Origin of the sequence: Myceligenerans pegani (genome assembly GCF_014892515.1) — a bacterium.
In the GTDB taxonomy this organism is placed as follows: domain Bacteria; phylum Actinomycetota; class Actinomycetes; order Actinomycetales; family Cellulomonadaceae; genus Myceligenerans; species Myceligenerans pegani.
Window position 1 is genome coordinate 89,748 of record NZ_JADBGR010000101.1, and the last position, 12,338, is coordinate 102,085.

A 12,338-nucleotide genomic window follows, 5' to 3' on the forward strand; every position below is an offset into this window, starting at 1 on the left:
GGGGCGTGCGTGGGCGCGGCGGGCGTCAGCCCTTGATCGCGCCCTCGTCGACGCCGCGGAAGAAGTATCGCTGCAGTACCGCGAAGAAGGCGACGATGGGGATGAACGCGATCATGGTGCCGGCGGCGACGATGCGGGGGTTGTTGGTGAAGACGCCCGACAGGTACTGCAGGCCGACGGTGAGCGTGAACCTGTCCGGTGTGGTCAGCACGATGAGCGGCCACAGGAAGTCGTCCCAGGCCCCGATGAACGCGAAGATCGTGATCACCGCGATCATGCCCTTGACGTTGGGCACCCCGATGCGCCAGAACCGCTGGAACGCGTTCGCCCCGTCGACGATCGCCGCCTCGTCGAGCTCCTTCGGGATGGCCACGAAGGCCGTGCGCATGAGCAGCACGTTGATCATGCCGACCATGCCGGGCAGGGCCACGCCGAGCAGCGTGTCCGCGAGGCCGAGCTGCCGGATCGTCAGGTACTGCGCCACGAGCGTGGCCTCGCCCGGCAGCAGCAGCGTGAACAGGATCGCCGCCATCACGAGCCGGCTGCCGCGGAACCGCAGCCGGGCCAGCGCGTAGCCCGCGAGCGTCGCCCCGACCACGTTCCCGCCGACCACCAGGGCGGCGACGACCACCGAGTTCCCGGCGAAGTCCAGGATGGGCACCGCCTGGAAGGCAGTGACGTAGTGCTCCAGCGTCGGGCTCGTGGGCAGGAACGACGGCGTCCTGGTGTACACGTCCTCCGCGGCGCCCTTGAGCGAGGTGGACAGCTGCCACAGGAACGGCCCGATCGTGAGGAACACGACCAGCACCATGAGCCCGTAGCGCACCACGGTCTCGCGCGGCGAGATCGTGGAGAAGCCGCGCGCCCCGGTGCGGGCGGTCACCCGGGTGGGCGGCGGTGCGGTCGCCGGGGTGCGCGGCGCGGCGTTCGTCGTCCCCATGTCAGCTCCTCCGGTTGATCCGCGCGATGAGCAGCAGCGGGCCGAGCGTGATGACGAACAGCAGCAGGCTCAGCGCCGAGGCGTAGCCGAGGTTGCCGCTGAAGCCGCGGGCGTACATCTGGATGAGCATGACGACGGAGACGTTCTGCCCGCCGATGCCGCCGGTGCCGTCGGTGAGGATGTACAGCTCGGAGAAGATCCGCAGCGCCGAGACCGTGATGAGCACGGCGACCAGGAACATCGTGTTGCGCACCCCGGGCACGGTGACGGACCAGAAGCGGCGCCAGGCGTTCGCGCCGTCGACGGCGGCGGCCTCGTGCAGCTCGCGGGGGACGCCCCCGAGCGCCGACAGGTAGATCACCATGTAGTAGCCGAGGCCCTTCCAGATCGTCAGGCTGGCGGCGGAGATCAGCACGAGCCAGCGGTCGGTCAGGAACGGGATCGGCTCGGCGACGACGCCCAGGGTCTGCGCGAGGCCGTTGATCACGCCGCGGTCGTCGAGCAGCCACTGCCAGATCAGCGCGACGACGACGGCGGACGCCACCACCGGCGTGTAGAACACGGTGCGGAAGAACGCGATGCCGGGCAGCTTCTTCTCCACCAGGATCGCCAGCCCGAGCGGCGCCAGCAGCAGGAACGGCAGGCACAGGAGCATGAAGACGATCGAGTTCGTCAGCGCCACGACGAGCTGCCGGTCGGTGAGCATGCGCTCGAAGTTGGCCAGGCCCACGAGTTCGCCGCCGGAGAGCACCTTGACGTTCGTGAACGCGAGGAACACGGTGTTCGCGCTCGGCCAGAGGTTGAAGACCACCAGGAAGAGCAGGGCCGGGGCGACGAGCAGCCACGGGGTGAACCACGCGTGCGTCCGCACGGCGGTGCCGGCCGCGCCGGCCCTCCGGGCCCGGCCGGCACGATCGGCTCGGCCGCCGCCACGGCCCGGCGGCGCCGGACGGAGGGTCCCGCCCGGCGGCGCCGCGTGCGAGGTGTCGGCGGTCACTGGTCCGCGAGCAGCTTGTTGCACTCTTCGACGGCCACGTCCAGCGCCTCGGCGGACGTGACGTCCCCCGCCACCGCGGCGGCGATCTGCTGCTTCACGACCGTCGCCATCGCCTCGGTGACCTCGACCGGCTGCAGCACCTCGGCGCCGGCCAGGCTGGTGAACGCCAGGACCTTGGCGTCGCCCTGCGGCGTGCCGTCGCTCTCGGTGAAGTCCGGGTTCTCCTGCGACTCCAGCGTGGAGGGGAAGATGCCCGGCACCTCCTGCGAGAACGCCTCCTGGTTCGCGGCGTTGGTCACCCAGCGGGCCAGGGCCACGGCGGCGGCCGGGTTCTCGGTGTTCGCCGACACGGACACGCCCTGCACGTACATGGGCGGGGTGCCGAACGCCTCGCTCGGGACGATCTTGCCGTCGAGCGACGGGTTGCTCTCGATCACGCCGTCGATGAAGTTGCCGCCGCCCGTGGACCAGGCCACCTTGCCCTCGGTGAACAGCTGGCTGTTGCCCAGGTAGGTGTCCGTCAGCACGTCCTTCGGCAGCAGCTTCTCGGCGTACGCGTCGCGGTAGACGTCCAGCAGCGCGGCCGCCTCGGGCGTGTTGAACGTGAACTCGGTGCCGTCCTCGTCGAGGATCTCGACGCCCATCGCCGCGAAGTCCCCGAGGCCGGGGGTCCGGCTCATCAGGTACTCGCCGGACTCCTCCTTCATGGTGCGGGCCTGCTCGAGCAGCCCGTCCAGGTCGGTGGGCAGGGCGTCGGCGTCGAGGCCGCCGGCCTCCAGCATGTCGGTGTTCCAGTAGTTGACGTCCGTCGTCAGGTACCAGGGGTAGCCGTACGTGCCCTCGATGCCCCTGTACCGGTACGCCTCCAGGCCCCCGGCGACGTAGGTGGCCTCGAGCTCGTCGTCGACGGCGGTGAGCTCCATCAGCTGGCCCTCACGCGCGAGCGGGAGGGCGAAGTCGGGCGGCAGGTTGGTCACGTCGGGCAGCTCGCCGGCCGCCGCCTGCGACAGCACCTTCTCCGAGTAGCCGTCGCCCGGCTGGTCCAGCCAGGTGACCTCGGTGCCGGGGTACTCCTCCTCGAAGCCGTCGATGACGCCCTGGACGTAGTCGGTGAACGTCGGCTTGAGCGCCCACGTCTGCAGGCTCACCTCGCCGGTGACCTCGCCCGAGGCGACCTCCTGGGCCGCGTCCCCCGCGGCGCCCTCGCCGCCGCCGGTGCCGCTCAGGGCGCATCCCGACACGGCCACGCCGAACGCCAGGGCGGCGCCGGCCGCCCGGATCTTCCTGCTGCTCATGGCAGCTCCTTCCAGTTTGCTCCGTTGCACTGGGCCGGGAACGATGCGTCCCGGTAATACTAAAGCGCTTTAGCTCTCGTGTGCAGAACTATGGCCGCCCCGGCGGCGCGGTGTCAACCTCGGTGCGCCGCCGGGGGCGGATCCGTGATCCAGCCGTGACCCGGCCCGGTCAGCGGGCGGGTCAGTGGGCCGGGAAGCGGAGCGTGCGGACCTCGAACGGGTTCAGGTCGAGGCCGACGACGGCGGTCGCGGGCGCGCCGGATCCGTCGCCCGGCTCCGGGCGGGTGCGCGTCGCGCCCGTGAGGGCGGGTTCGGCGTCGTCCTCCAGCAGGCTCACCGCGCGCCCCGCGCCCACGGGCGCGTGCACGGTGACGCTGCCGGACGTGCGCCGGCCCAGCGCCTCGTGCACGCGCACGACGAGGTCGCCGGAGCGGTCGTCGGCACGCTTCACGGCGGCCAGGACGATCCCCTCGCCCCGGGTCGTGACCAGCGGATCGAACCCGTGGTCGCCCCGCACCACACGGGCCGGGGCGTTCATCAGCTCGCCCTCGCGGGTCGCCGTCGCCGGATCGGCGCCGACCACGAGCCCGTAGCGGTGGGTCTGCGGGCCCTGGTCCGTGACCGGGTCCGGGAACCGCGGCGCGCGCAGCAGCGACAGCCGGACCGTGGTGGTGACGCGGGTGCCGTCGTCGCCCTCGGTGACGTCCCGGGTGACGTCGTGGCCGTAGACCGAGTCGTTGACCAGCGCCACGCCCCACCCGGGCTCGTCCGCGAGCACCCAGCGGTGCATCGACGTCTCGAACTTCGCGGCCTCCCACGAGGTGTTGGCGTGCGTGGGCCGGCGGTGGAAGCCGAACTGGGTCTCGGCCACGGTCGATTCCGCACGCACGTCCAGCGGGAAGGCGACCTTGAGGAACTTCTCCGTCTCCCGCCAGTCGGTGGTCATGTCGACCTCGACGGTGCGGCTGCCGGGGGCCAGGGTGAGGCGCTGGACGACGGCGGACCCGCCGAAGCTGCGCCGCACCTCCAGGCCCGCGGTCCCGGCCGGGACCGCGTCACCCGCCAGCGGCTCGACGGCGTCGGCTGCGACCAGGTCGGTGACGGAGTTCCGGTAGAACCGGTCGACGTCCCACGCGTCCCACATGTTCGGGAAGTCCTGGTGGAGCTGCAGCAGGTTGCCGACCGTGCCGGGGGCGATCGCGTCCCGGCCGGAGGCGAGGTCGACGGCGGACGTGATGTGCCCGTCGCGGTCGATCCGCACCCGGATCACGTCGTTGGTCAGGAGCCAGCCGTCGCCGTCGGGGGTGAGGGACGACGGCGGCGGGATGGTGGCAGACGCGGCGGCGTCGGACAACACGGTGGCGTCGGGCACGGACGCGTCATCGGACGACGCGGCGTCGTCGGATACGGAGGTGCCCGGCTCCGGCGCGCCTGGCGCCGTCGTGCCCGGCACGACGACGGCGCCGTGGGCCGGGACGCCGTCGCGGCCGAAGGCTGCCGGGTTCGCCACGATCTCGCGGTCCCCGGCGCCGGTGAGCGCGGCCAGGGACCGCTCGATCAGGGCGAGCGCGCGCCGGGCGATCTCCTCGTGCTGCGCGACGGCCTCGCGGTGCACCCACGCGATCGACGTACCGGGGAGGATGTCGTGGAACTGCAGCAGGAGGGTCTGCTGCCACAGCTCGTCGAGCTCGTCGTAGGGGTACTCGGCGCCGGTGCGCAGGGCGGCCGTCGTCGCCCACGTCTCGGCCTCCAGCAGGAGCCGTTCGCTGCGGCGGTTGCCCTGCTTGGTCTTGTGCTGGCTGGTCAGGGTCGCGCGGTGCAGCTCCAGGTAGAGCTCGCCCACCCAGACGGGCGCGGCGGGGTCGCGGGAGATCTCCTCGCGGGCCCGGGCGAAGAAGGCGTCGGGGTGCTCCCAGCGCACCCTCGCCGAGCCCTCGAGGTCGCCGAGCCGCCGGGCGATGCCGACCATCTCGCGCGTGGTGCCCCCACCGCCGTCGCCCCACCCCACCGGGGCGATCGACCCCGACGCCTTCCGCGCCTCGCGGAACTGGCGGCTCGCCTTGGCGACCTCCTCGCCGGACAGGCGCGAGTTGTAGGTGTCCATCGGCGGGAAGTGGGTGAGCACGCGGGACGCGTCGATGCCCTCCCACCAGAACGTGTGGTGCGGGAACACGTTGACCTGGTTCCACGAGATCTTCTGCGTGAAGAACCACTCGAAGCCCGCGCGCCGGACGAGCTGGGGCAGCGCCGGGCTGTAGCCGAAGGAGTCCGGCAGCCAGACGCCGGCGCTCCGGATCCCGAACTCGCGCTCGAAGAAGCGCTGCCCCTGGGAGAACTGCCGCACGAGCGACTCCCCCGTGGGCATCACGGTGTCCGACTCGACCCACATGCCGCCCAGCGGGAGGAACCGCCCGCCCGCGACGGCCCGCTTCACGCGGTCCCAGACCTCCGGGCGGTGCTCCTTGATCCACGCGTACTGCTGGGCCGAGGACATGCCGTACGCGAAGTCGTCGGTGCGGTCGATCAGGTCGGTCATGGACGACGCCGTCCGCGCGACCTTCCGGATCGTCTCCCGCACCGGCCACAGCCAGGCGGAGTCGATGTGGGCGTGGCCGACGGCGCTGATCTCGTGCGCGCTCGCGTCCGCGCGGGCCTCCAGCGCGGGTGCCAGCGCGGCACGGGCGGCCGGGGCGGTGCCGGGGATGTCCTGCAGGTCGAGGACGTCGAGTCCGTCGTCGAGCGCCTGCAGGATCCTCGCGCGGCGCGACCCGGCGGGCAGTTCGGCCTGCAGCTCCAGCAGCACCTCGACGTCCAGCGCCAGTTCCAGCACCTCGGGGTGGAACACGGCCAGGTCCATGCGCCGGGACGTGTACAGCTTCTCGCGCGAGGCGGTGCGCACGTCGCCCTCCTGCGTGGGCAGGAAGGGGTGGTAGTCCAGCAGCACCGGGTTGGCGGCGGCCTCGACGAAGAGGTCGACCTCCTCGCCGCCGGCGGCGGCGTCGGTGACGGGCACGTACTGGTTGCGCGGGTTGAGGGACTTCACGGGCGTGCCGTCGGGCCGGTAGACCAGGCCCTCGCACTGGAAGCCGGGCATGTTCTTGTCGAAGCCGAGATCGACGACGACCTCGACGGCCCGCCCGGCCCACTCGGCCGGAACGGTGCCGCGCAGCCGGAACCACGTGGTGCTCCAGGCGGGGCCCCACGGCGTGCCGGTCTCGTAGGGTTCCAGGTCCAGGGCGAGGCCCTCGGCGGGCCGGATCGGCTCGGCCACGCCGCCGTCGTCCGTGCGCAGCTCGCGGGCCGTGACGGTCAGCGGCAGCGCGTCGCCGTGGATCGCGGGCCGGATCCGCTCGTCGAGCACGCGCCGCGCGCGGCCGGTGGTGAGCGAGACGTCGTCGTGCATGAGGTGTCCCTCCGGGGGTAGTGGGCACGGCTGTGTGATCACTAAAGCGCTTCAGTGGGGAAGCATACTGTCATGGGCAAGCGGGACCGCTGCGCGAGCGGGGCCGCCGGGCAAGCGGACGATCGTGGCGGGCTGCGGGCGGCGAACGCGGCGGGCGGCGTGCGGCGGGCGGCGGACGCCGCGGGCGAAAACCGTGGAGCGCCGGCCCTGCGGCCCGGTAGGTTCGCGCCATGCCCCGTCGTTCCGCCCCCGTGATCGCGCCCGGACTCGGCAGCACCACCCAGCCGACGCTCGCCACACCCGACGGCGAGCTCCTCCTCCGCCCCTTCCGGCCCGGCGACGCGGACCCCGTCTTCCGCGTCTACCAGGACCCCGCCGTGCGACGGTGGCACGACCGCACCATGTCCTCGGTCGACGAGGCGCGCGAGTGGTGTGCCGCGACCGCGACGAAGTGGGCGGCGGACGACCGCGCCGAGTGGGCGGTCACGGCGACGTCCGACGACGAACTCCTCGGCCGGGTCACCGTCCGGTCCTGGAACCTGCACGAAGGGCTGGCCACGGTCGGCTACTGGGTCGCCCCCGAGGCGCGCGGACGCCGCATCGCGACCCGGGCCCTGGAGACGGCCGTCGCCTGGGCGTTCGAGGTCGGCTTCCACCGCCTGGAGCTGGACCACGCGACGGGCAACACGGCGTCGTGCCGCGTGGCCGAGAAGACCGGCTTCCAGCTGGAGGGCACGCTGCGCAGCGCCGCCCTCCATGAAGAAGGCTGGCTGGACATGCACCTGCACGCGCGCATCGCGGACTGAAGCCCCGCCCGATCGGCCGCAGATCTCTCTCGCCCTGATGTCGAGAAGTGGCGCCCGGCTCCGTCCCAGGGGCAAGCGGCGCACAGGGCGCCGCCGTCCGGCATCGGAGGCCATCATGAACGCATCGTCCACCATCCCCGCCCGCCGGGTCGTCGCGAACATCTGCCTGACCCTCGACGGCTGCTACCGCGGCCCCGGCGGCCCCGCCGACCTGGCCGCGATCGTCCCGTACGCCACGACCGATGTCGCGCGCGACCACATGGCCCGGTTCGTGGCGTCGTCGACGACGGCGGTCCTGGGCCGGTCCAACGCCGAGGGGTTCCTCGGCTTCTGGCCCGGCGTGATCGAGGCCGAGGGCGCGGATCCCCGCGACGTGGCCTACGCGCGGTGGCTCGTCACGACCGAGAAGGTGGTGCTGTCGACGACCCTGACCGAGGCTCCGTGGGAGAACGCCCGGATCGTGAACGCCCCAGCGCCCGACGTCGTCGCGCGGCTCAGGGCGAGCGGGAGCGGCGACATCCTGGTCAACAGCAGCGTCAGCGTCATCAAGGCGCTGCTCGCGGCCGACGAGGTCGACCGCCTGGAGATCCTGCTGGTGCCCGAGGTGGTGGGCGGTGAGGCGCGCCTCCTCGAGGAAGGCCTGCCCGCGTCGACGTGGTCGCTGGTCCAGCACACGGCCGGAGAGGCGGGGGAACTCAGCCTGACCTACGACCGGGTGCGGTGGCGGTGGCGGCGCGCCCTCCGAACAGGGTCGCGGTCGTTTCAGCGGCCATGTCTCAGCAATGGTGACGTCAACTCCTGTTGGTGGGCAAGCCGCCTAAACCGGACATAATAGGGAGCGATCGGCCAGGTGGCGCTCCGCCTGGCACCGTCGACACCTGGAGCACCGGATGCGGATTGTCAGTGCACTGGCCGCGCTCATCCCCCTCGTCGCCGCCGTCGGCCTCACCACGCCGGCCTCGGCGCAGGCGGTCACCAGCGGATCGTTCTCGGTCCTCAGCTACAACATCGCCGGGCTGCCCTTCGGGCTCGGCGACGGCGACCCGGAGACCAACACCCCGATCATCGGATCCCGCCTGGGCTCCTACGACATCGTCCACGTGCAGGAAGACTTCAACTACCACGCGGCGCTCTACGAGGCGGACAGCCATCCGCACCGGACCGCGACGAGCGGCGGCGTCCTGTTCGGCGACGGCCTCAACACGCTCTCGAACCACCCGTTCGAGGACCTCCGGCGTGTCACCTGGGACGACTGCTCCTCGGGGTCCGGGGACTGCCTGACCCCCAAGGGCTTTAGTTTCATGCGGGTGCGCCTCGCCGAGGGCGTGTGGGTCGACCTGTACAACCTGCACACCGACGCCGGCGTCGAGCCCGGTGACCTGGCCGCCCGGCGTGCGAACCTCGCACAGGTCTCCGCGTTCATCCAGGCGAACTCCGCGGGGAACGCGGTGATCGTGTACGGCGACACGAACACCCGCTACACCCGCACCGGCGACGCGATCGCCGAGTTCGCGTCCGCGAACGGCCTGTCGGACCCGTGGGTCGACCTGGTCCGCGGCGGCGACGCCCCCGATCCGGGTGAGCCCGCGATCACCTGCGACGACGCCGGCGTGGACGAGACCTGCGAAGTGGTCGACAAGGTGCTCTACCGCGGCAGCGACCACATCGGCCTCGACGCGGTCGAGTACCGCAACGACCACGCCGCCTTCCGGGACGACGCCGGCGAGAACCTGTCGGATCACTACCCCGTCGCCGTCGAGTTCGACTGGTCCCTCGGCCCGGACTACCAGATGAGCGACCAGTTCGGCGGCCCGCACGGGGATCTCTTCACCGACATCGACGGCCTCGGTGCAGAGGCACGGCCCACGGAGCTGCGCCTGCGCGCCGGATCGAGGGTGGACCAGATCGGCCTGACGCTGGCCGACGGCACCCGCCTCGCGCACGGCGGCAACGGCGGCACACTCCGGACCCTGTCGCTCGCCCCCGGCGAGTACCCGGTGAGCCTGCACCTGTGCCGCGCCAAGCACGACGGTCACACCCGGATCTTCTCCGCTCGCTTCACCACCAGCACCGGCCGGACCCTCGCGGGCGGCTCGGAGACCGGCGACTGCACCACCCTCACCGCGCCGTCGGGGTGGCAGATCGCCGGCTTCCACGGCCGGTCGGGCGACGAGCTCGACAAGGTGGGTGTCATCTACACCCGCCGCTGAGCGAGGCCAGAGACAAACCGCCTGTCGTGCTGGCGTGGCCGAGCGTGACAGGCGGTTCGCTTCTGCGACGTGCAGGTCAGACGTGCAGGTCAGACCCGCGTGCAGGTCAGACGACCCGGAGGAAGATCGGGTTGCTGTAGAACCACAGGTCTTCCCAGGGGTTGACCTCGCCCGGGACATCCATCGCCGGACCCGCCGGGTCGATGTGCGCGCCCAGGAAGCCGGGCTGGCTCCGCTTGCCGTCGGTGCCGCGGACGCGGACGTACCCGTCGTGCTCGGCCACGAAGGAGTAGGTCAGCTCGACCGATCCCGACTCCCCCGTGGTGTCCCACGAGCGGACCACCCGGGTGTCGGGGGCGTAGAGCGCGTCCGGGTCCCCGCTGGGGCCGGTCACCCTGCCACGGACGACGTCGACGCGCGCCAGCTCCGGCAGGAGCCCGGCGTAGTTGACGCTCTCGGCGAGGTCGATGGTGACGGTCAGCTCGACCCGCGTCCCGGCCCGGACCACGAGTTCTCCCCCGAGGGTGGCGCTGTGGCGGGGGCCGCGCCGCCCCTTGGCCCGCAGCCGGACGTCGAGGCCGGTGATGAGATCGCCGAAAGAGACCCACATCCGTCCGGCTCGCATCGCCTCCATCACCGCGCGGTGGCTGAAGTCCTCGGCCCCGACCCACGTCTTGTTGTAGGCGCCGGGAGGGAAGGAGCTGTACTCGGTGACGGGCCGGCCGGCCCCGACCGGCGGCGGGTAGACGCCCGTCGTTCCGAAGGTGTCGCCGTCGTCGTTGTAGGGGATGTTGTCGTAGCCGGTCTGGTTGAGCGGGTCGACGGGGTTCTTGACCCAGTCGCCACAGCCCTGGTGGCCGTCCGACGTCGTCGTGATCCACCACCGCCGGCCCTCGGACAGCAGGCAGTCCCACAGGCCGCCGACGGTGGCGGTCATCCAGTCGAACCCGCCCCAGGTCCGGTAGCTCTCCTCGGGGTATCCCGGGAACGAGTAGCGGCCGGGGCTGCTGTCGTACAGGCCGCGTCCCCGCGCCATGCCCGGCTCCGGCAGGCCGGCCGCCTGGTGACCGGGCGCGCCCTCGAAGCCGATGACGATGTCCGGGGCGGCGTCCTGCCAGGCACGCAGCTCGGCCGGGGAGTCGATGCCCTTGCGGGCCGGGTGATTGGGCAGCACGAGGGCATCGGCGAGCCGCCCGGACCTCACCGTGGCGGCGATGTGCTCGAGCGCGGCGATCGCCAGCGCCTCGTTCTCGGGAGTGCCGTCACGAGCGTCGACGACGCGGGCGTCGTAGGTGTCCACCAGTTCCTGGAGCACCTCGGGCTCGCGGGCACCGGGCGCCATCATGAACGTGGTGTGCTCACCGCCCGGGATGTTCCACTCCAGGCCGTTGAAGATGAGGAGGTCGTCACCGTGCCGCTCCCGGGCCGCGACGATGTCCCGGTGCTGCGGGGCCACGCTGTGGGCGGCGAACGGCTGGTTGCCGTGATCGGTGATGACGATCCAGTCGAGCCCGCCGGCCACGGCGCGGGCGGCCTGGTCGTCGATGCGGTACATCGCATCGTTGCTGTACTGGCTGTGGAGGTGGTGGTCCCCGGCGAGCCACACGTAGCCGCGGCGACGCGACCGGGGGCGGCCGGGGCGGGTGCTCGCGACCGCGGTGCCCGCTCCGGCCACGGTGGTCAGGCCGGCGGCACCGACGGCCCCGGCGCCGAGCAGGAAGCCGCGCCGGGAGGCCTCGAGCGAACCGGCGGGGTCGGTGGTCGTGCGGTCGTTCATCGCGGGACTCCTCGGGTCAGGGCGAAGGGCTCCCGTTCTTGGCAGAAGCCCGGACGATCCTGGCGGAGTGCGGTGTCCGGGGTCTGAACCGGGGGCTGCACATCGATGAACATGGCCTGGTGAACCTGCCGACGCCACCGCTTCCTGGAACGATCAGGCCGACATCGTCCTTGCTCACCGACCGATAGGCCCACCGTGCTCGCCCGTGAGATCCGCGAGGAACTCGGCTGGGACGCGACCGTCACCGACCCCTACTACGCGTGGGTGTATCCGATCCGGCCCGACAGGCATGTTCGTCCTGACCTACCTCGCCCGCTACTCCAGTGAGACTCCGCCTGCCTACTCCCACGAACACAAAAAGCTCGTGCTCGTGCGGCCTGATGAGGCCGACGCGCTCACGCTGCCCCAGGACTACAAGACGGCCATCCACCAAGCTGTGCAGCGAGGGCACTTCGGCTGAGTCGCCGTCCCTTTGGTGGCGGCCGGCGTTCCCTACGTCAGGAGCCCCACGCTGCTGGCGACCTTCTGCAGTTGAGGACCATGGCCGGTGGGCGGCGTGCCTGCTGCGTGCCACTCGTGGCCGAGCCCTTGTTGCAGGCTCGACCGCCCGTACGCTCCCCTTGGTTCACCTCAGGGGACAAGGGCCTGAACCTGGAGACCGCCGGCAACCGAGGCCGCGTACTCAAGGGCCTCGACGATGTCCTCCCGGGACAGTTCGTCGTACTCCTCAAGGAGTTCCTCGAAGGTCTCACCAGCAGCAAGCAATTCCAGAATTGCCTGCACCGTCACCCGGGTTCCACGGATCCGCGGCTTACCGTGCACCACGGTGGGGTCCACCGCGATCCGGTTCCAGTGAGTCGCTCCAGCATTCATGCCGCCAGTGTCCCCTGCGTCCCGCCTCGGGGCCAGG

At 71.7% G+C, this 12,338-nt stretch carries 9 protein-coding genes; 3 read left to right on the plus strand and 6 right to left on the minus strand.

Annotated features, from left to right (window positions below; translation table 11 throughout):
* Positions 1 to 25: 25 nt before the first annotated feature.
* From IIE03_RS17260 to IIE03_RS17275, 4 genes are all read right to left on the minus strand, one after another.
* The gene (locus IIE03_RS17260) at positions 26 to 940 is read right to left on the minus strand and encodes a carbohydrate ABC transporter permease (RefSeq protein WP_192863996.1); all 915 of its coding nucleotides are present in this window, start codon (positions 938 to 940) and stop codon (positions 26 to 28) included.
* 1 nt (position 941) lies between these two features.
* Complete coding sequence (locus tag IIE03_RS17265; RefSeq protein ID WP_318843043.1) at positions 942 to 1,937, minus strand: carbohydrate ABC transporter permease; 996 nt, start codon at positions 1,935 to 1,937, stop codon at positions 942 to 944.
* Positions 1,934 to 3,232: an ABC transporter substrate-binding protein gene (locus IIE03_RS17270; protein ID WP_192863997.1), complete on the minus strand. Its 1,299-nt coding sequence runs from the start codon at positions 3,230 to 3,232 to the stop codon at positions 1,934 to 1,936. Before IIE03_RS17270 ends, IIE03_RS17265 begins: the two co-directional genes overlap by 4 nt.
* A gap of 181 nt (positions 3,233 to 3,413) precedes the next feature.
* Entirely contained in the window at positions 3,414 to 6,635 is a 3,222-nt protein-coding gene (locus IIE03_RS17275) for an alpha-mannosidase (RefSeq protein ID WP_192863998.1), read from the minus strand.
* A gap of 230 nt (positions 6,636 to 6,865) precedes the next feature.
* Between IIE03_RS17275 and IIE03_RS17280 the strand changes: the two genes are divergently transcribed.
* The 3 genes from IIE03_RS17280 to IIE03_RS17290 all read left to right on the plus strand — a co-directional run bounded on the left by IIE03_RS17280 (position 6,866) and on the right by IIE03_RS17290 (position 9,651).
* Positions 6,866 to 7,441 carry a GNAT family N-acetyltransferase gene (locus IIE03_RS17280; protein ID WP_192863999.1) on the plus strand — a complete coding sequence of 192 codons (576 nt, stop codon included), beginning with the start codon at positions 6,866 to 6,868 and terminating at the stop codon, positions 7,439 to 7,441.
* A gap of 115 nt (positions 7,442 to 7,556) precedes the next feature.
* Positions 7,557 to 8,273 carry a dihydrofolate reductase family protein gene (locus IIE03_RS17285; protein ID WP_192864000.1) on the plus strand — a complete coding sequence of 239 codons (717 nt, stop codon included), beginning with the start codon at positions 7,557 to 7,559 and terminating at the stop codon, positions 8,271 to 8,273.
* Between the two features lie 58 nt (positions 8,274 to 8,331).
* Positions 8,332 to 9,651, plus strand: a complete 1,320-nt coding sequence (locus tag IIE03_RS17290; protein WP_192864001.1) for a jacalin-like lectin — start codon at positions 8,332 to 8,334, stop codon at positions 9,649 to 9,651.
* Between the two features lie 106 nt (positions 9,652 to 9,757).
* Here the strand turns inward: IIE03_RS17290 and IIE03_RS17295 are convergent, their stop codons facing one another.
* Positions 9,758 to 11,428 carry a PHP domain-containing protein gene (locus IIE03_RS17295; protein WP_192864002.1) on the minus strand — a complete coding sequence of 557 codons (1,671 nt, stop codon included), beginning with the start codon at positions 11,426 to 11,428 and terminating at the stop codon, positions 9,758 to 9,760.
* A gap of 630 nt (positions 11,429 to 12,058) precedes the next feature.
* Positions 12,059 to 12,301 (minus strand): DUF433 domain-containing protein, encoded by a 243-nt coding sequence (locus IIE03_RS17300; RefSeq protein ID WP_192864003.1) that lies wholly within the window; start codon positions 12,299 to 12,301, stop codon positions 12,059 to 12,061.
* Between the last annotated feature and the right edge of the window lie 37 nt (positions 12,302 to 12,338).

Bases quoted from the DNA above. Each gene is read 5' to 3' on its own strand.
- IIE03_RS17260 (WP_192863996.1), bottom strand. From the start codon at position 940: ATGGGGACGACGAACGCCGCGCCGCGCACCCCGGCGACCGCACCGCCG.
- IIE03_RS17270 (WP_192863997.1), bottom strand. From the start codon at position 3,232: ATGAGCAGCAGGAAGATCCGGGCGGCCGGCGCCGCCCTGGCGTTCGGC.
- IIE03_RS17275 (WP_192863998.1), bottom strand. From the start codon at position 6,635: ATGCACGACGACGTCTCGCTCACCACCGGCCGCGCGCGGCGCGTGCTC.
- IIE03_RS17280 (WP_192863999.1), top strand. From the start codon at position 6,866: ATGCCCCGTCGTTCCGCCCCCGTGATCGCGCCCGGACTCGGCAGCACC.
- IIE03_RS17285 (WP_192864000.1), top strand. From the start codon at position 7,557: ATGAACGCATCGTCCACCATCCCCGCCCGCCGGGTCGTCGCGAACATC.
- IIE03_RS17290 (WP_192864001.1), top strand. From the start codon at position 8,332: ATGCGGATTGTCAGTGCACTGGCCGCGCTCATCCCCCTCGTCGCCGCC.
- IIE03_RS17295 (WP_192864002.1), bottom strand. From the start codon at position 11,428: ATGAACGACCGCACGACCACCGACCCCGCCGGTTCGCTCGAGGCCTCC.
- IIE03_RS17300 (WP_192864003.1), bottom strand. From the start codon at position 12,301: ATGAATGCTGGAGCGACTCACTGGAACCGGATCGCGGTGGACCCCACC.